The organism is Citrobacter sp. RHB35-C21, assembly GCF_013816515.1.
Lineage (GTDB): Bacteria > Pseudomonadota > Gammaproteobacteria > Enterobacterales > Enterobacteriaceae > Citrobacter > Citrobacter braakii.
In genome coordinates, this window is record NZ_CP057147.1 from 4,342,765 (window position 1) to 4,361,434 (window position 18,670).

Here is an 18,670-nt window from a genome sequence, read left to right on the forward strand (position 1 = left end):
GGCAGAGATATCAGTAAAAGGCATGACGATCAGCGAAAACCACATGATTCTCTGACCACCAGCGCAGGTGGCAGAATAATGCGTTTCGGAGGTTCGTCATTTCCCTGAATGCGACTATAAAGTAGCTCCCCAGCCTTGCGACCTATCTCTTTTGCGGCCACCGACACGGTGGTGAGCGCAGGTTGTACCAGCGCCGCTTCGGTGATGTCATCGAACCCCACCAGCGCAAAATCGCGCCCTGGTTCACGCCCCATTTTGCGTAATGCCTGCATAACCCCAAGCGCCACAATATCCTGATAACAAACGGCGGCGGTAATTTCCGGGAACCGCATAAGAAGCGACTCTGCCACTTTTGCGCCGTCAATCTGGCTGGCCTGCGTCGCCACTATCCATTGCGGATTCGGCGATATTCCCTGCTCCAGCAACGTGCTGGTGAATCCACCGATACGCTGTGCCCGGCTCCCGGAACTTGGGCTACCACCGATAAACGCAATATTCTTATGCCCCATTTTGACTAAATGGGTGGTGGCCATTTGCGTACCGAGAAAGTTATCGGTTCCCACAAAATCAAAATCAGGATCGCTAAGAGGGCGAACCACCATGATGGCGGGAATATTGCGCCTTTTCAGCGCCTCGAAGAAGGAGGTCGGTGTTTCGCGCGCCGCGCAGAGCACCATGCCGCAGGCATTATTGCGCATCAACGAGTCGACAAATTTTTGCTGCCTTTCTCCTGACTCTTCACTGTTTGCCAGAAACAGAAGCAGGTCATGCCGCTCCATCTCATGGCTTAACCCTGCAGTCATCTCACCGTAAAAAGGGTTAGTGATATCGTGTAACAACAATCCGACCTGATTACTGCTCCGGTTACGCAGGTTAGCGGCGGTTTGATTATAAACGTAGCCGGCATCGTCCAGCGCTTTGAGCACCCTGTCACGTGTGGCCTGAGAAATGCGCCCCCGGTTACGCAACACCATTGAAACGGTTGCCGTGGAGACTCCCGCGCGTTCAGCAACCTGCGCCAGCGTGACTGTAGTCATGACCTCTCCTGTTTATTTCGAAGGTTAATCGAATAACCGAAATTTTGCCTTTTTACGTGTGATTCACATCACGCTAACGTGCTTTTCACCGCACTGGATTCTGATTATGGCGGGTTAATCGCGTTAACCACACTATGAAAATAAGGTTAATCGATTAATCTTAAATAAGCCAACACGGAGACAGAATATGCGTACAACCTATAATAAATTCCCTGAGGTTAACGTTCAGGGCTATGACAACCACGCCTGGCAGGGTTGGTCGTCAATTCATTCAGTGCTTAACACCAGGGTTTCTACCGCCGCCAAAACCGTATTGATCGTGGATTGCTATCCGGGCGTGCGGCTTGACGAGCTGGAGCAACAGCTTGTTACGACATTAGATACCGCACTGGTGCTAAATATTGAATCCGCCCGCCGCGATGAGCAGGCCCTGCATGATTTACTGGCGCGTAACCTTACCGACGATCGCGTATTCGGCGTTCTCTCCTGTCATCACCTGGATGAATTTTTTGATAGCGACAAACTCAGCCAACTCCGCCAACAGATTGATGCCGTTACCACAGGGCTGGTTGTGGTGTACGGCTCGGGCGCTGCGCTGGCACACCCTGGTGACGTACTGGTTTATGCCGATCTTCCGCGCTGGGAAATTCAACAGCGTATGCGTCATAACGGGCTGGGTAACTGGGGTGCAGAAAACCAGGATGAAGATATTCTTCGTCGTTACAAACGTGCTTTTTTCATTGAATGGCGGGTATTCGACAAACATAAAACGCCGTTACTCAAACGCGCCGATTATTTGCTCGATACCACGGTAGAAAATAGTCCCGCGATGGTCAGCGGCGACGCGTTACGCGCCGGTCTGCAACAAACCACCGAACAACCGTTTCGCGTTGCCCCTTTCTTTGACCCAGGCGTCTGGGGCGGGCAATGGATGAAACAACGCTTCGATCTCGATCCCTCAGCCCCCAATTACGCGTGGTGTTTTGATTGCGTGCCCGAGGAAAACAGCCTGTTACTGCGTTTTGGCAACGTGCGGATCGAGATCCCCTCTCAGGATCTGGTGCTGACCTGTCCCCGCCCCCTGCTGGGTGAAAAAGTTCACGCGCGCTTTGGCGCGGAATTCCCGATCCGTTTTGACTTCCTCGACACTATTGGCGGCCAGAATTTGAGCTTTCAGGTTCATCCGCTCACGGAGTACATTCAACAGCAGTTTGGTATGCACTATACCCAGGATGAGAGCTATTACATTCTCGAAGCCGAGCCGGACGCCGTAGTGTATCTCGGGACCAAAACCGGGATCGCACCGCAGGATATGCTCGACGACCTCCGGGCCGCGGGTCGTGGCGAAAAAACCTTTGATGATGAACGATTCGTTAACCAGATCCCCGCACATAAACACGATCACTTCCTGATCCCCGCCGGAACCGTACACTGCTCGGGTACAGGAACCATGGTGCTGGAGATCAGCGCAACGCCCTATATCTTCACCTTCAAGCTGTGGGATTGGGGCCGCTTAGGGTTAGACGGCTTACCGCGTCCGGTGCATCTGGATCACGGTCAGCAGGTTATTGACTGGCAGCGCGACACGCAATGGGTGCACGACAACCTCGTCAACCGTATTGAACCCCTGGCTGAAGGAGAGGGTTGGCGGGAAGAAAGAACCGGAATGCACGAACGCGAATTTATCGAAACGCGTCGCCATTGGTTTACGGCACCGGTCACTCACCATACCCATGGCGGCGTCAACGTCCTGAACCTGGTCGAAGGTGCGCAGGCCGTTGTTGAAAGCCCGAGCGGTGCGTTTCCCCCGTTTGTCGTCAACTATGCAGAGACCTTTATCATCCCTGCCGCCGTCGGAGAATATCGTATTTCACCGTTTGGCAAAGGCATCGGTCAACAGCTCGCCACGATTAAAGCCTGGGTTAGAGGATAAGCGCATGATTAACGTAATTGTTGCCACCCATGGTCCCCTGGCGGACGCGCTTCTCGCCAGCGGTCGTATGGTTTATGGAGAATTACCGCATGTTTACCCCGTCGCGCTGAGTGAACAGACAGGTATCGAAGGGTTTAAAGCGACGTTCTCTCAGGTTCTCACCAGTGCCGGAAAAGACGCTGACGGCGTACTGGTGCTGTGTGACATGCAAAGCGGTACGCCGTGGAATGTCGCCTGCCATCATGCTTTTTCTTCACAAACGGTTCCTCCCGTTGCCGTCGTAGCGGGGGTCAATTTCCCGATGCTGTTACAAAGCGAGGAGATTTGCCATTTAACGGATGTTCACGCCGCAGCCGTCGAGCTGTTGGCGCTGACGATACCCACGCTGATTAAAGCCGCCCCGGTTTTATCCGTTCAGTCCGACGATTTTTAAAGGAAACCATTATGAGTATTTCTTTTGTACGTATCGATGACCGCGTAATCCATGGGCAGCTCGTGACACGTTGGGCCAAAGAGCTGCCCTGTGATGGGATCGTCGCTATAGACGACGCCGTCGCGGCCGACCCTTTGCTCTCTTCGGTGATGAAAGGCGCCGTACAGGACACCAAAGTTTGGTTGTTTGATACGGCCACCGCGATTGAAAAATTGCCAAAAGTCATTGCCAGCGAGAAACGTTATTTCGTCATTGGCAAATCACCCGTCACGCTCAAACGCATTGAAGAAGCAGGTATCAGCCTGAAAAATGCCAACGGCAAGATTAATGTAGGTCCGATGAGCGCGCGTGCTGATACCACCACCATCGGCCCGAATCAGTCGGTCAACGGGGATGAAATTGCCGCCTTTGACTGGCTGACGCAACATGGACACCTGGTTGAGTTTCGCCTGGTTCCTGATGCCAGTTGCTACAGCTGGCAGGACGCACGTCAGAAGTTGAAATAAGGAGCGCACGATGATTATCGAAGCTACGTTGATTGGCATACTTTGCTATCTCGGCGCTCTCAGCAGTCCCTGGCTTCTGGGGCTGACCGGCGGCTGGTATCTGATCACCCGCCCGCTGATTTCCGGAATGCTGGTCGGGATAATTCTCGGCGACATTAAAACCGGGATCATGATTGGCGTCGCGGTTCAGGCGGTGTATATCGCGATGGTAACGCCTGGCGGTTCGATGCCGGCCGATCTCAACTTTGTTGCTTACCCCGCAATCGCCTTAGGGATCCTTTCAGGAAAAGGCCCCGAGGTCGCGGTCGCGCTGGCGGCGACCATCGGTATCGCCGGAACCATTTTGTTTAACGCGATGATGGTACTGAACTCCTTCTGGAATCACAGGGCAGATGTGGCGCTGGAACGGGGCGACGAACGCGGTATTTACCTGAACAGCGCCATCTGGCCACAGGTGACAAACTTTGTCCTGCGTTTTGTGCCAACTTTTATTGCGGTTTACTTCGGCGCGCAATATATCAGCGGTTTTATGGACAGCTTGCCGAAAATAGTTCTGTCAACGATGAACGTACTGGGCGGCATTTTACCCGCCGTCGGGATCGCGATTTTGCTAAAGCAGATCATCAAAAACTACACCATGCTGATCTACTTCCTCGTCGGTTTTGTCTGCATCGTATTTTTAAAACTCAACATGGTCGCGCTGGTGATCGTCGGTTCGCTGTTGGCGTTGATCCATTACAACTACAAACCGGAACCGTCGCAGGCCGCGAATGCAAAGTCGGTAGCCGATGATGATGAGGATGAATTCTGATGGAAGAACGTATACTTACACGTAAAGATCTTCGCCGCTGCTGGCGCGCATGGATGATGCACAACTTATCATCGATGAGTTTTGAACGTCTGGAATCTTTTGGCTTTTGTCTGAGTATGCTTCCGGTGGCGAAAAAGCTCTATCCCGACGCAGCCCAACGTACTGAAATGCTGCGCCGTCATGCCTCATTCTATAATACGGAGCCCCAGATAGGCGCGATCGTAAACGGTATGGTGCTGGGGCTGGAGGAGAAAAAAGCGAACGGTGAGCCGATCGATGGGGAGACCATCAATACCCTGAAGGTTGGCCTGATGGGCCCTATTGCCGGGATCGGCGATTCAATGATCCCTGGCATGCTGATCCCTATCCTGCTCAGCATCGGCATGGCCCTGGCGGCCGGCGGTAACATTCTGGGGCCGCTATTTTATACCGTTGCCTGGCTGGCCATCATCATTCCCGGTTCGTGGTTCTTGTTCCTGAAAGGCTACAAAATGGGTTCTGGCTCGGTGGAAATGCTGGTGAGCAGCAAGTCTGCCCGTCTGCGTGAAGCGTTATCGCTGCTGGGTGTGTTTGTCATGGGGGGCGTGGCGGCCAGCTACGTTAAACTTGGCACCGGACTGGAGTTTATTACCAAAGATGGGGTGAATATCCATGTTCAACAGATGCTGGACGGTATCTTCCCGCAGTTACTGCCGCTGATTGTGGTGCTTGGTACCTGGTATCTTATGGCCAAGCGCGGTGTGTCACCAGTGAAAGCGATGATTTTACTGTTGATACTGGCCGCCCTCGGCGTCGGCACGGGCCTGTTTGCGGGATAACACACAGAAAACGGTACAACCGGGGCTATGCCCCGGTTTTTTTATGGATGAAAGTTTTGCCATAGCTCGGGGTGCTTGTCCGGGCGTGAGATAAATTGGAAACGCGCCGGGTCCTCGATGAATTGTTGATAAACAGGTGCGGAAGTAATCGAGAATTCCGTATATTGTCTGGGCGTAACGGCCTGCAGTCGTCCAGGGATGTAACGCGGATTATGCTGCCAGATAACGTTGTTGCCCTGCAGCAGCGGATACCATGCCAGTCCTTTATGCGCACGCACGGCGTCGTACTCAAAACCATATTCACGATCGCACCACGCGCCAAAGGTTAACGGTACATCCGGGTCTGCGGATATAGTCGCATGCCCCCAACCGGGTGGTACCAACACTTTCTCACCGGGTCCGGCAATTACAGCAAAACAGCGGCCTGGGTCGTCCTCAACATATTCCTGCATATAAATGATCGCTTTTCCCTGCCAGATTTCATAAAGCTCTGGCGGAGACCAGCCGCTGTGCTGACTAATACGATGAATATGTCCCTGACTACGCACCGGCTCTTCTCCCAGCCGTCCCGCCGCATAGGTCACCACGCCAAACAACAGCATCCGCTTTTTCAACTCTTCGCGATCCTGCATTCGCGCCACATCCATCGCTATGGCATACACCTCTTGCGGCCCTTCACAGTGCGGATCGCGTAGCGAGGCGCGAATCTGGTCAAGTTGACGAATCTCCGGCATCGGCCCGGTAACCTCATCCCCATAGCTAAAACCAAGCGGGTGATGATGGACCGTCATATCCAGGCCGTAAGAATGCGCTAAGTCACCCATTCTGTACCTCCTTCGCCTGAACCGTCTTATTTTCCTCAAAGACCCTTATTCTGAAGCCGCTGGCAAGCGCTGCATAATCATGACCCGCAATCCCTGGCCATACGGCGAGCGCCGACAGAACCTCTTCCCCGGTGTTGATTAACCGATGCGCGGTAAAGCCGGGGATAATGTGGACAGATCCCGCGAATACTTTTTCCAGCCTCGCGTCGCCCTGCTCAGTTTGCAACAGCAGCAAACCGGTGCCACGCAGACCAAAATAGACTTCCCCCTGTTCGCGGCGCGCATGGAAATGCCCGCGGGTCATAAAATACTCACAGCCGACCCGGCCAGGGTAAAGATGGGTAACACCGGTGTAGAGTTCACCTTCAGCGGGAGAGGTATCCAGCATCTCGACGTCATACACGACCTGCTCGCCAGCCAGCTGTTGACGGGCGTGTTCATCGGCAAAAACGTCTGGAAGATCCTCAATACGGGTGGATTTACGCAATAACAGGCCATCAGCTAAAGCGCCGCTTGCCCACGCCACCTGCGGTGGCTGGATAAAAGAAAGGTTCATATGTGTCTCCGGCCCGAGGAGAACAACAGGATCAGATTAGCAGATTAATCGATTAACCTGCTATCGCTATCTGCATATTGCGGGCCGGATCACAGCCTCAAGGTGCCAGCGTCAGTACCTCTGCCACCCACTGCTGGAACCCCTCAACGTCCAACCCCAGCGCGACCTGGGCATTTGCCGGATGCCCTAAACGTCCGTCAATGTCCACCACCGTCGTACCCGAGGTATATTCCCCCTGAGTTTCAACCGCCACGAAGCACGGCTGCAGGGTAAACAGTTCCGGGCGCACCAGCCAGGCAATAGCGCACAGGTCGTGCATTCGTAGCCCCGTATTCATACTGCCGCTACGGTAATGGCTAAACAGCGCGTGCAGCATTTTTCCCGTCTGGTTAAGCTGCGGCAACGTCGCCAGATAGTCAGGGGTGAGCATGGCCTGATTAGTGACATCCAGCCCACACATCACAATCTCCAGCCCGCTCTGGAAGACTTTTGCGGCGGCCTCGGGATCAATAGCAATATTAAACTCGGCGTTTGGCGTGAAGTTCCCGCGCCCGGCAGAACCGCCCATAATCACCAGACGGTGAATGTTGAATATGCATTCAGGATAATGAGTCAGCAGCAGTGCAATGTTGGTCAGGGGGCCAATTGCCACCAGCGTCACAGGCTGCGGGGCATGCATCAACGCATCGCGAATGGCCTGGAAGGCAGGTTTTGCCATCACCTGGCGGTCGTGTTCGACAAATTCATACCCTTCCATACCTGATTCACCGTGTACGGAAGCGGCATCTCGCAGCGGTCTCACCAGCGGCATCGATGCCCCCTGCGCCAGTGGAATATCCGCATTCCAGAAGTGCAGCAGTTGCAATGCATTACGGGTGGTTTTTTCCACCGACACATTACCTGCTACCGTGGTCATCAGTTGCAGATCCAGCTCAGGGGCAAACAGCGCGGCGGCAATAGCGGCAGCATCATCAATGCCGGGATCGGTATCAAGAATGATCGGTAAGCGCATGGTTTCTCCATAAAAAATGCCAGACGTTAAGTCTGGCATCTTCTCATAATCGTAACCGGAAAGACTTACTCTACTTCACGAACATCCACACGCAGCTCTTTCGGTACCTCGAAAACGATGTTTTCTTCACGCCCTTCCAGCGGAATAGCTTCCCCACCGCCAAGCTCCTGCAGGCGAGCAATCACGTTTTGCACCAGGATATCAGGCGCCGAGGCACCGGCCGTCACGCCCACGCACCTGGCTTCTTTCACCCACGCTTCCTGGATATCGGTCGCATCGTCAATCAGATACGCCGCTTTCCCCATTCGTTGGGCCAGTTCAGCCAGACGGTTGGAGTTAGAAGAGTTTTTCGAGCCGACCACCAGCACAACATCGGCCTGCTCTGCCAGCGCACGGACCGCTTCCTGGCGGTTGGTCGTGGCATAACAGATATCGTCTTTGCGCGGCCCGACAATTTTCGGGAAACGGCTTCGCAGCGCGTCAATAACGTCAGAGGTGTCATCAACGGAGAGAGTAGTCTGCGTCATGAAGGACAATTTGCCTTCATTTTTTACATTCAGTTTCAGCACATCTTCAGGTGATTCGACCAGATACATTCCCCCCTGCGGGTTACTGTACTGGCCCATCGTGCCTTCAACTTCCGGATGCCCGGCGTGACCAATTAAAATTGACTCTTCACCGCGACGGCTGGCGCGGGCAACTTCCATATGCACTTTCGTTACCAGCGGGCAGGTCGCATCAAAAACCGTGAGGTCGCGGCCTTTGGCTTCGTTACGCACCGCCTGAGACACACCATGAGCGGAGAAAATCAGGATCGCGCCATCCGGTACTTCGCTGATTTGCTCAATAAAAATAGCGCCGCGCTCGCGCAGGCTATCCACCACATAGCGGTTATGCACCACTTCATGACGGACATAAATCGGTGCGCCGTAAATAGCCAGCGCGTTTTCCACAATGCTGATAGCGCGGTCTACGCCAGCGCAAAAACCGCGCGGGTTGGCCAACAGGATCTGCATTTTACGCCTCCAGTGCCGGTTCGACTTCCAGCACTTCAATATCAAAATGAACGGTATGCCCGGCCAGCGGATGGTTGAAATCAACCGTGATCGAGTCACCATTGATTTCGCGGATCACACCAGGCATCTCACTGCCGTCCATTGCGGTAAAGAGCATGATAGCGCCAATTTCTGGCTCGCCCGCGTCCATAAATTCCCGACGCGAGAAATACTGAATTAAGTCCGGGCTGGACACGCCGAAGGCGGCATCCGGCTCCAGAGCAAAAGTGGTTTTATCACCTTCTTTTAACCCCAGCAGGTGTTGTTCCAGTCCTTCAGACAGAGAACCGTCGCCCAGGCGAAACAGCGCAGGCTTGCCGTTATTGCGGGTTGACTCTGCGGTGGAGCCATCGTCGAGCTTAAGGGTGAAGTGCACCAGCACCGCACTGTTACTCTGTACTGATTTAGACATGCAGGTTGCTCTTTAAAATTGCTGCCGCCTGTTTGCCCGATAGCGCTACGCTTACCGGGCCTACAAGGATCGCAGTATATTGTAGGCCGGATTAGCATAGCGCCATCCGGCATTTTTTTATGCGGCTTTTTTCTCTTTCGACGGTAAGAAGCCTTCGAGGACAATCAATGCCGCACCGATACAGATCGCCGTATCAGCAAGGTTGAATGTCGCGAAATGCCAGTCACCGACGTAAAAGTCAATCATATCAACCACGAAGCCGTGCCACAGGCGGTCGAACAGGTTGCCCAGCGCACCGCCAATGATTAACGCATACGCAATGTTGTTTAGCTTCTGCGTCGCCTTCGAGCGATACATCATCACCATCAGGATAACGCAGATACCAATGGCGATACCGGCAAAGAACCAACGTTGCCAGCCACCGCTGTCGGCTAAGAAGCTAAACGCCGCACCATAGTTACGCGCGTAGTGCAGATTAAGCGACGGGAACAGCGACACCGTATCCCCCAGAGCAAAGTTCTGGAGGATCAGGTATTTGCTGCCTAAATCGATAATCAGCACGACTACCACCAGCCACAGCCAGCGTAGTCCTGTTGAACAGAGAGGCTTACTCATCAGGCAAACTTACGTTGTTCGCCATCACCGGCGATGTTGCTGACACAGCGTCCGCAGATATATGCATGTTCCGCCACCTGGCCGACATCGGTAGTGTAATGCCAGCAGCGCGGACATTTCTCACCTTCGGCTTTGCTCAGTACGATTTTCAGACCTTTAAGCAGTTCGCTCTGCTGAGCGTCAGCAGGAGCCGCTGCATAATCCGCAACCGTCGCACCGGAGGTCAGCAGAACAAAGCGCAACTCTTCGCCCAGCGCGGTCAGTTTCGCCGCCAGTTCTGGTTCAGCGTACAGAGTAACCGCCGCTTCCAGCGAACCACCGACTTTCTTATCCGCACGTGCCTGCTCGATGACCTTGTTCACTTCGCCGCGCACTTTCAGCAACTCGTCCCAGTAGGCATCGTTCATCGCTTCGGTTTCGCCTAAGCCAAACAGACCTTCGTACCATTCACCGGTAAAGACGTACTTCTCACGATCGCCCGGCAGGTAACCCCAGATTTCATCAGCGGTGAAGGACATGATCGGCGCCATCCAGCGTACCAGCGCTTCTGCAATATGGAACAGCGCAGTCTGGCAACTACGACGCGCCACGCTGTCCGCTTTCGCGGTGTACTGACGGTCTTTGATGATGTCGAGGTAGAACGAACCCATTTCTACGGAGCAGAAGCGCATCAGGCGCTGTACTACTTCGTGGAAGTCATAGGCTTCATAAGCTTTCAGGATCTCTTCCTGCGCCGCTTGCGCACAACCTACCGCCCAGCGATCCAGCACCACCATCTCTTCCGGTTTCACCATATCTTTTACCGGATCGAACCCATTCAGGTTCGCCAGCAGGAAGCGCGCGGTGTTACGGATACGACGATAGCTGTCGGCAGCACGTTTCAGGATTTCATCAGAAACGGCCATTTCGCCGGTATAGTCGGTAGAAGCGACCCACAGACGCAGAATATCCGCGCCCAGTTTGTTCATTACGTCCTGCGGGCTTACGGTGTTACCGATAGACTTGGACATTTTACGACCCTGACCATCAACGGTGAAACCGTGGGTCAGTACCTGACGGTATGGCGCTTTGCCCTTCATTGCAGTGGAGATCATCAGAGAAGACATGAACCAGCCGCGGTGCTGGTCAGAACCTTCCAGATACATATCTGCCGCATGGCCTGCAAACTCAGGACGCACGTCCACGACGGATGAGTGGGTTGAACCGGAGTCGAACCACACGTCCAGCGTATCCGGGACTTTGACATACTGGTCAGCTTCATCGCCGAGGATATCTTTCGGATCGAGATCCCACCACGCCTGGATGCCGTCAACTTCAACGCGTTTGGCCACTTCTTCCATCAGTTCGATAGCACGCGGATGCAGCTCTTCGGTGTCTTTGTGAACAAACAGAGACATCGGCACACCCCACGTACGCTGACGGGAGATACACCAGTCAGGACGGTTGGCAACCATCGATTCAATACGTGCCTGACCCCAATCCGGGATCCATTGCACGCCTTTGATCTCTTTTAGCGACTGCGCGCGCAGACCTTTCTGATCCATGCTGACGAACCACTGCGGAGTCGCACGGAAGATGATCGGCGATTTGTGGCGCCAGCAGCACGGGTAGCTGTGCTGCATCTTCTCAACGTGCAGCAGAGCGCCTTTATCGCTCAGCAGCGCAACGATTTTGTCGTTGGCTTTAAAGACGTTCACACCGTCCAGATCCGGATAGGTACCCGCCAGATATGCGCCGTCCGGGCCAACCGGGTTAGCGATTTCCAGACCGTATTTCTGGCTAATGACGTAGTCATCCGGACCGTGGCCGCCGGCGGTATGGACCGCACCGGTACCCGCATCCAGCGTAACGTGATCGCCAAGAATAGCCGGCACGTCAAAGCCCATAAACGGATGAGTAAAGCGCAGCAGTTCCAGCTCGGCGCCTTTTACGGTGCCCAGAATAGTGTATTCAGCCGCACCAATACGCTGCATGACGCTTTCAACCAGATCCTTCGCCAGAATCACAGCCTGCCCGTCAATCTGCACCAGCGCATAGTCAAAATCAGGCGCCAGAGAGATTGCGCGGTTCGCCGGTAACGTCCACGGGGTGGTAGTCCAGATAACCAGTGAGATCGGGCCATTGACGTCAGAAACGCCAAATTTCGCTTTTACCGCGTCCTGATCGGCGGCGTGGAACGCAACGTCGATGGACGGGGAGGTTTTGTCATAATACTCAACTTCCGCTTCCGCCAGCGCGGAACGGCAATCAACGCACCAGTGCACCGGCTTCGCACCTTTGTGCAGGTGACCGTTACCGATGATTTTACCCAGCGCACGAATGATGTTGGCTTCAGTTTTGAAGTCCATGGTCAGGTACGGATGCGACCAGTCGCCCAGCACGCCAAGACGGATAAAGTCTTTACGCTGACCGTCAACCTGCGTCGCTGCGTATTCACGGCATTTGGCGCGGAACTCAGCGGCGGTGAACTTCTCGCCCGGCTTGCCGTATTCCTGCTCTACTTTCAACTCGATAGGCAGACCGTGGCAGTCCCAGCCCGGAACGTAAGGCGAGTCGAATCCCGTGAGTCCTTTGGACTTCACGATAATGTCTTTCAGAATCTTGTTAACCGAGTGACCAATATGAATGCTGCCATTCGCATAAGGAGGGCCATCATGCAGAATGAAGGTTTTTTTGCCTTTTTTGGCCGCACGAATGATGCCGTACAGGTCATCATCAGTCCAACGCGCCAGCATTCCCGGTTCACGCTTGGCGAGATCGCCGCGCATCGGGAACCCTGTTTCCGGCAAATTCAGGGTTGATTTATAGTCACTCATCAGATTCTCGGTTCCGTATTTAAAACTCGTATAGGCATTAAGCCGGTTTTGTTAGCCCAAAAAATTCACGGGCAGTCAACTCATCACGCGCAATCTGCGCTTTTAGTTCATCCAGCGAGGCAAATCGCTGTTCGCTGCGTATTTTTTTACGCAGTACTACATCTATATGGCGACCATACAGGTCCATTACAACGTCCAATAGATGCACTTCCAACTGTTGGCGTACGCCTGCTACCGTCGGGCGTGTGCCGATGTTGGCGACGCCGGGGAAAGGTTTGTCACCCAGCCCCATTACTTCAACCGCATAAACCCCTTTCACCGGAGAAACCTGGCGACGAAGCGGTAAGTTTGCCGTCGGAAAACCGATAGTGCGCCCTAACTCGTCACCGTGAACTACGCGTCCTGAGATAGTAAAAGGATGCCCAAGCAGGCTTTCGGCCAGTTGCAGGTTATCTTCCGCCAGCGCCTGACGTACCGCGGTGCTGCTGATGCGCACACCGCCTTCACAGAAAGTTTGGGTGCTGGTGATATCAAAACCATACTCAGCGCCCGCTTCCTGTAATAACAAGAAATCGCCCGCACGGCTAGCGCCAAAGCGGAAATCATCACCAACGGCAAGAAATTGTACACCAAGGCGCTTCACCAGCAGATCGCTGATAAAGGTCTGCGCCGTTAATGCCGCGAAGCGTCTGTCAAAACGCACGCACAGCACGTAATCAACGCCGCACTCCGCCAGATAACGCAGTTTTTCCCGCAGGCGGGTGAGGCGCGCAGGTGACTTGTCCGTCGCAAACAGCTCCAGCGGCTGCGGCTCGAAAATCATCACCATCACCGGTAAATTGCGTTTGCGCCCTTCTTCCCGTAAGCCCTGCAGCAACGCACGATGGCCACGGTGCACGCCGTCGAAATTACCAATAGTCAGCACACACCCATGCGGGGCCTGACTGAGATTATGTATGCCTCGTATCAGCTTCATGTCTGGCTCAAAACAGTGAAAATCGTGAAAGTATACCCTGTACCGCGTTCAACGTTAACCGGCGATTGTTTCTACGAAACAGAAAGAGGATGGTTTTCATCGTTATGAAACAAATTGACGCCCTTCACGGGCACACCAATGCAATTTTTCTCGTGGAAAGGCTGTATTCACGCCCCGCAAGCTGGTAGAATCCTGCGCCATCACTACGCAACGAGTGCTGCAATTTAAACGGCGCTTATTTGCACAAATCCATTGACAAAAGAAGGCTAAAAGGGCATATTCCTCGGCCTTTGAATTGTCCATATAGAACACATTTGGGAGTTGGACCTTGGCTAATATCAAATCAGCTAAGAAGCGCGCCGTTCAGTCTGAAAAGGCCCGCAAGCACAACGCTAGCCGTCGCTCTATGATGCGTACTTTCATCAAGAAAGTATACGCAGCTATCGAAGCTGGCGACAAAGCTACTGCACTGAAAGCATTTAACGAAATGCAACCGATCGTGGACCGTCAGGCTGCTAAAGGTCTGATCCACAAAAACAAAGCTGCACGTCATAAAGCAAACCTGACTGCACAGATCAACAAACTGGCTTAATCGCCTGCTTGTTGTTGCTTTGTGAAAAAACCCGCGTAAGCGGGTTTTTTTATGCCCGTCGTTTGCAGCCGGATTCGACAGCAACCGTCATTCACTAGGCATTGAGCTGATAGTCTCTGTCTGGCCGAAGGTGGATAACCGCCCCAAGAGATATCGGGAGATGCGTGAAAACGGCTGGCCACGGAACAGAATTCCGGTATTTATCCGCGAAGGTGGTCAGTACCGGAATTTATTAAAGCAGTAGAATCCTTCCGGCTGTAGGCAATCACCGCAGCCGGAAGCATTACGACGATCAGGCTGATTGCAGCTTAAATAATGCCGAGTAGTCCGCATTGCAAATACGCTGCACCGCTGGATGCTGGATCATTCTTTCCGCAAATATGGCGTGATACTCCTCCATCACATTCTCTACGCGTCCAATTTCAACAATAGAATCATCGGCATAGAAATTATGGGAATAAAGCGTAGGCGCAACAAAAATAGCGTTATGCGTTGCGCCGAACGCTTTCATCAGCGCGGCGTCATCAAACTCACCAAGGATTTCAACGTTCAGCCCTTGTGAATTAATCCAGTTCAGCAGCTTACGCCCGAGCATCGAACGGCGCCCTGGGATCAGCAAGCGACGCTCTTCGAGGCAGGCCGGAAATGGTTTCTCAGGCAATGGCTGGGTGCACCAAAAGCTCACGCTGCATTCGCCAATCCGCACTGAGAACAACCCTTCCTGCTGCGTAGAATCGATCGGGCAGTCGGAGATAATCATATCCAGTTTATGCTGGCTGAGCTGATCCAGCAGCATCTCGTGCGTTGATTCAAAACAACGCAGATGGATTTGTTCATCTTCAACGACTGCAGCATTCAGCACGCTGCTGACCAGCTGTTTGGACAACGCATCCGCCACGCCGACATCGAACAGTAAATTCGACTCTTTGCGATAGTTCACGATATCCAGCATTTCCTGGCTTAACGTGAACATCTTATCCGCATAACGAAAAACCAATTCACCTAATTCGCTGGGCTCCAGTCCACGCCCCTTCCGCTTGAACAACTTTCCCTGTAAGCGTTCCTCAAGCGCTTTAATCTGCCCGGTAATGGTCTGCGGTGTCAGATAAAGCGCCTCTGCTGCACCAACCACCGATCCTTCTTTATATACATGCCAAAAGTAGTACAGGTGGTTGTAGTTTATATGAGACATACACTCTCCCTGAAAATTGTCACGAAAGGGTTATCCCGTCAGGCTGCTGCGTTCAACCGGGTGCGTAACCAGCAGTAACCTATTACCGCCGACAGCAAAGAACCGATCAGGATCCCTAGTTTCGCCCAGTTAATCAGCTCAGGATCGACGGTCCCAAACGCCAGGCTGGCGATGAAAATCGACATCGTAAAGCCAATGCCGCACAGAATACCGACCGCCATAATTTGCTGGAAATTCGTTCCCTCCGGCAATTGCGCCATCCTGAAGCGTAACGCCAGCCAGCAAAAGAGGCTGATACCCAGTGGTTTCCCGATTAACAGGCCAGCAATGATCCCCAGCGGTAACACCGAGGTCAGTCCATCAATGGTGACGCCCTGCAGTGAGACACCCGCGTTAGCGAAGGCAAACAACGGTAGGATCAGGTATGCCACCCACGGGTGCAGAACATGCTCCAGACGCTTCGCCGGTGAACGCCCGTGTTTTTCCTTCAGCGGAATGAAGAAACCGACGATCACGCCCGCCAGAGTTGCATGCACGCCAGACTTCAGTACGGCCGTCCACAGCACTACGCCAACCAGAATATAAATACCGGTGCGTCTTACACCGCACAGATTCAATGCTGCCAGGACAAGGATCGCGCACGCGGCAACGCCCAGCGACAACAGCGAGAGATCGCTGGTGTAGAACAACGCGATGATCACAATAGCGCCGAGGTCATCGATTATCGCCAGCGCCATCAGGAAGATTTTCAACGCCAGCGGGACACGGCTGCCCAACAGCGCCAGCACGCCTAATGCAAAAGCGATATCCGTTGCCGCCGGGATCGCCCAACCCTCACGGGTGATAGGGTCAGCATAGTTGAATGCCAGATACAGCAGCGCCGGGACAATCATGCCCCCGATAGCGGCAATGATCGGAAACGCCGCCTGGCGCAGACTGGCCAGCGAACCTTGCATTAACTCGCGCTTCACTTCCAAACCGATCAACAGGAAGAACACCGCCATCAACGCGTCATTGATCCACAGCAGCATATTTTTGTTGATCTCAAGCGCGCCAACCCGCAGTTGAACGGGCGTTTCCAGAAAGGCGTGGTACCATCCACTGGTAACCCCGATATTTGCCATCAGCATAGCAACCACGGCAGCGATGATCAGAATGATGCCCCCCGAGGCGTCACTACTAAAAAAACGATGCAGATGTTTCACTTTTATTCTCTCTATTGGGTGAATACTTCGTAAATACTATCTTACACCTTCAGAAAGCTCGTTAAAATTAGATTATTCATGATGAATAGATCGGTTTTTACGAATAAAAAAGCCCGAACAGATGTCGGGCATAGAGCGCAAAACACTGAGACCTAATCAGGCATACAGTCCCATTTTATAAACGCGGAAACTGGTGATGTCATAGCGATAGCCTACGCCATTCACTTCCTCGTTTTTATAGTAACCAGAGGTCATTGTCGCCTCAAAAAGCACCGACTTGGTTACCGGTTCAATTTCTTGCAGAAGCAAATTCCCCAATGCTTCATTTCCTTCCTGCGGGTCAATAATGTCGCTATCCCCCGGCTGGCAAGAGATAGCTCGGCCATTTTCGTCAAATGTGCAATCGCCGAAATGCACAACGATGTTGCCATTCTGCAACACCTCTTTGGCGCTTACACAACTACTATAACCGCGAGCTCCCAACTCCTTACCGTATTCAAAAGGGCGCATTACCGTCATTGCGTTCAAATCAACGATAAAGTGTACAACCCGGCTGTAATTATCTGGTGGAAGCAGGCTTTTACTATCAACACGAGAGCGATAGTTACCATTGTCGAATACCATAAATTCGACCATTCCTGGTTCGTCATTAGCCACTTCAGTCACATTGTGTTGTCCCCACGACCAAAAATCACGGTTTGCCGCATCCACATCATCCTGATTGCTGAAGTCATAAAGAGGGACACCATCACTGTCGACCGGAGTCAGAAGGTAAGGCTTATACTCCTCGCTCCAATCTTCATGCGTGGACATAATAAACTGCAGCGATTCAGTCTCGAGGCTGATGCCAAAAACAGCGCTCTGATGACGCCCTGAAGCGATCAGCAAACTATTCGTTTCATTAACATAGCTTTGGTTGATATGCAGCCAGTCCTGAGCGGTCGGATCTTCACCAGGTGCCGTCCCCGTTGGTCTCGCTGTACGTGAGGTATCAAGAATAGCGGCCATGTCGTAATAGGCAATTTCCAGCCCGGTAGATAAATCCACGACTGAGACGCCATCTTCATTAGTCTTCAGTGAATCCGGTCTGCCCGAGGTATATTCGGAAGGCGCGACGATGGTATTACTGTCCCATTGCCAAATTGAGTGGTGGAATTGGTTATCCAGAATATAAAAAGTATACAGCCGTCCCATCATGTCGAACTCATACATCTCAAGGTAGGTGTTTTTAGCTTCTGATGTAGCCAGGAAATGACCGTTATCAATGCGCACCAAATTGAATGACGGGAAGTCCTGTGTCACGTACCAACGCACCACGCCATCCTGATCCAGAGCGTAGTTATAGCGGTCGAAATGCGTAATGAAATAGCAGCCCGGCGCAATCAGGTCAGCGTCAGTCACCGGTTGAGTCACATTGATAACAGGAAACCCTAACTGCACATCTGCAGAATCCGTTGCAGGTAAAGGTTGGGTTGCTATCGTATAAGTGGCGATAACGACTTCATCAACCAAAATAGCCAGTTGGTTATCGACATCTGCCACGAGGCCAAGTACAGGCAGCAGATTCGCCCCCACATTCAACGTAAAATCTTGCACGACTTGTATCGCGCTTTGCGCCAGATCCTGAATTTTCAGCGTTACAGTACGTTCTTCAGCACTCCAAACACCGGCATATGCACTTAAAGGGGCTGTACCATAAGGGTTTAGAACAATGACCGCATTTTCCAACGTATTCTCATCAGTGATCCGAGCCAGACAATCTTGATAAACAGCTGTATGACTGAGAACCATCTCATTATTGCTGTCAATCTCCTGATTAACAGCGGGACGAGGTGTAGGCAACTTAATATCGGGGGAAATAATCTTTTTCATTATGC

18 protein-coding genes and 1 pseudogene are annotated in these 18,670 nt (G+C 52.8%); 6 read left to right on the forward strand and 13 right to left on the reverse strand.

The features are described from left to right. Positions 1–29: 29 nt before the first annotated feature. Positions 30–1,037 carry a LacI family DNA-binding transcriptional regulator gene (locus tag HVZ39_RS21055; RefSeq protein ID WP_016151647.1) on the reverse strand — a complete coding sequence of 336 codons (1,008 nt, stop codon included), beginning with the start codon at positions 1,035–1,037 and terminating at the stop codon, positions 30–32. 187 nt (positions 1,038–1,224) lie between these two features. Here HVZ39_RS21055 and HVZ39_RS21060 point away from each other — a divergent pair, with 187 nt between their 5' ends. Genes HVZ39_RS21060 through HVZ39_RS21080 form a run of 5 tightly spaced genes read left to right on the forward strand, consistent with a single transcriptional unit; the run spans position 1,225 to position 5,538 of the window. Next, positions 1,225–2,970 carry a class I mannose-6-phosphate isomerase gene (locus HVZ39_RS21060; protein ID WP_181632923.1) on the forward strand — a complete coding sequence of 582 codons (1,746 nt, stop codon included), beginning with the start codon at positions 1,225–1,227 and terminating at the stop codon, positions 2,968–2,970. A gap of 4 nt (positions 2,971–2,974) precedes the next feature. Further along, positions 2,975–3,403: a PTS fructose transporter subunit IIA gene (locus HVZ39_RS21065; protein WP_181632924.1), complete on the forward strand. Its 429-nt coding sequence runs from the start codon at positions 2,975–2,977 to the stop codon at positions 3,401–3,403. An 11-nt stretch (positions 3,404–3,414) separates the two neighbouring features. Next, positions 3,415–3,909, forward strand: a complete 495-nt coding sequence (locus HVZ39_RS21070) for a PTS sugar transporter subunit IIB (RefSeq protein ID WP_003837349.1) — start codon at positions 3,415–3,417, stop codon at positions 3,907–3,909. A 10-nt stretch (positions 3,910–3,919) separates the two neighbouring features. Then, positions 3,920–4,720 carry a PTS sugar transporter subunit IIC gene (locus HVZ39_RS21075; protein ID WP_181632925.1) on the forward strand — a complete coding sequence of 267 codons (801 nt, stop codon included), beginning with the start codon at positions 3,920–3,922 and terminating at the stop codon, positions 4,718–4,720. Then, the gene (locus HVZ39_RS21080) at positions 4,720–5,538 is read left to right on the forward strand and encodes a PTS system mannose/fructose/sorbose family transporter subunit IID (RefSeq protein ID WP_181632926.1); all 819 of its coding nucleotides are present in this window, start codon (positions 4,720–4,722) and stop codon (positions 5,536–5,538) included. Before HVZ39_RS21075 ends, HVZ39_RS21080 begins: the two co-directional genes overlap by 1 nt. A gap of 41 nt (positions 5,539–5,579) precedes the next feature. Here the strand turns inward: HVZ39_RS21080 and HVZ39_RS21085 are convergent, their stop codons facing one another. The 9 genes and pseudogenes from HVZ39_RS21085 to HVZ39_RS26715 form a co-directional block, all read right to left on the reverse strand. After that, positions 5,580–6,362: a glucose-6-phosphate isomerase family protein gene (locus tag HVZ39_RS21085; protein ID WP_047414458.1), complete on the reverse strand. Its 783-nt coding sequence runs from the start codon at positions 6,360–6,362 to the stop codon at positions 5,580–5,582. Next, positions 6,355–6,918, reverse strand: coding sequence for a glucose-6-phosphate isomerase family protein (locus tag HVZ39_RS21090; protein WP_016151641.1), 564 nt, complete (start codon positions 6,916–6,918; stop codon positions 6,355–6,357). Before HVZ39_RS21090 ends, HVZ39_RS21085 begins: the two co-directional genes overlap by 8 nt. A gap of 97 nt (positions 6,919–7,015) precedes the next feature. Next, the gene (rihC, locus tag HVZ39_RS21095; protein WP_181632927.1) at positions 7,016–7,930 is read right to left on the reverse strand and encodes a ribonucleoside hydrolase RihC; all 915 of its coding nucleotides are present in this window, start codon (positions 7,928–7,930) and stop codon (positions 7,016–7,018) included. Positions 7,931–7,995: 65 nt separating this feature from the next. Next, positions 7,996–8,946: a 4-hydroxy-3-methylbut-2-enyl diphosphate reductase gene (gene ispH, locus HVZ39_RS21100; RefSeq protein WP_047500149.1), complete on the reverse strand. Its 951-nt coding sequence runs from the start codon at positions 8,944–8,946 to the stop codon at positions 7,996–7,998. A 1-nt stretch (position 8,947) separates the two neighbouring features. After that, complete coding sequence (gene fkpB / locus HVZ39_RS21105) at positions 8,948–9,397, reverse strand: FKBP-type peptidyl-prolyl cis-trans isomerase (RefSeq protein ID WP_003018929.1); 450 nt, start codon at positions 9,395–9,397, stop codon at positions 8,948–8,950. A gap of 117 nt (positions 9,398–9,514) precedes the next feature. Further along, positions 9,515–10,012, reverse strand: coding sequence for a signal peptidase II (gene lspA, locus HVZ39_RS21110; protein WP_003018932.1), 498 nt, complete (start codon positions 10,010–10,012; stop codon positions 9,515–9,517). Beyond that, on the reverse strand, positions 10,012–12,828 hold the full coding sequence (gene ileS / locus HVZ39_RS21115; RefSeq protein WP_181632928.1) for an isoleucine--tRNA ligase: 2,817 nt from the start codon (positions 12,826–12,828) through the stop codon (positions 10,012–10,014). The genes lspA and ileS overlap by 1 nt, the downstream gene beginning before the upstream one ends. A 37-nt stretch (positions 12,829–12,865) precedes the next feature. Then, a complete protein-coding gene (ribF, locus tag HVZ39_RS21120; RefSeq protein WP_016155656.1) occupies positions 12,866–13,804 on the reverse strand; it encodes a bifunctional riboflavin kinase/FAD synthetase in 939 nt (312 codons plus the stop codon). Between the two features lie 7 nt (positions 13,805–13,811). Continuing rightward, positions 13,812–14,027: pseudogene (locus HVZ39_RS26715) on the reverse strand (DUF2575 domain-containing protein). A gap of 105 nt (positions 14,028–14,132) precedes the next feature. Between HVZ39_RS26715 and rpsT the strand changes: the two are divergent. Then, entirely contained in the window at positions 14,133–14,396 is a 264-nt protein-coding gene (gene rpsT, locus HVZ39_RS21125) for a 30S ribosomal protein S20 (RefSeq protein ID WP_003018940.1), read from the forward strand. Positions 14,397–14,688: 292 nt separating this feature from the next. Here rpsT and nhaR read toward each other — a convergent pair whose 3' ends face one another. From nhaR to HVZ39_RS21140, 3 genes are all read right to left on the reverse strand, one after another. Beyond that, positions 14,689–15,588 (reverse strand): transcriptional activator NhaR, encoded by a 900-nt coding sequence (gene nhaR / locus HVZ39_RS21130; protein ID WP_016151636.1) that lies wholly within the window; start codon positions 15,586–15,588, stop codon positions 14,689–14,691. A gap of 38 nt (positions 15,589–15,626) precedes the next feature. Next, positions 15,627–16,793, reverse strand: a complete 1,167-nt coding sequence (gene nhaA, locus HVZ39_RS21135) for a Na+/H+ antiporter NhaA (RefSeq protein ID WP_016151635.1) — start codon at positions 16,791–16,793, stop codon at positions 15,627–15,629. A gap of 156 nt (positions 16,794–16,949) precedes the next feature. Then, a complete protein-coding gene (locus HVZ39_RS21140) occupies positions 16,950–18,665 on the reverse strand; it encodes an aryl-sulfate sulfotransferase (RefSeq protein ID WP_046274470.1) in 1,716 nt (571 codons plus the stop codon). Positions 18,666–18,670: the final 5 nt, after the last annotated feature.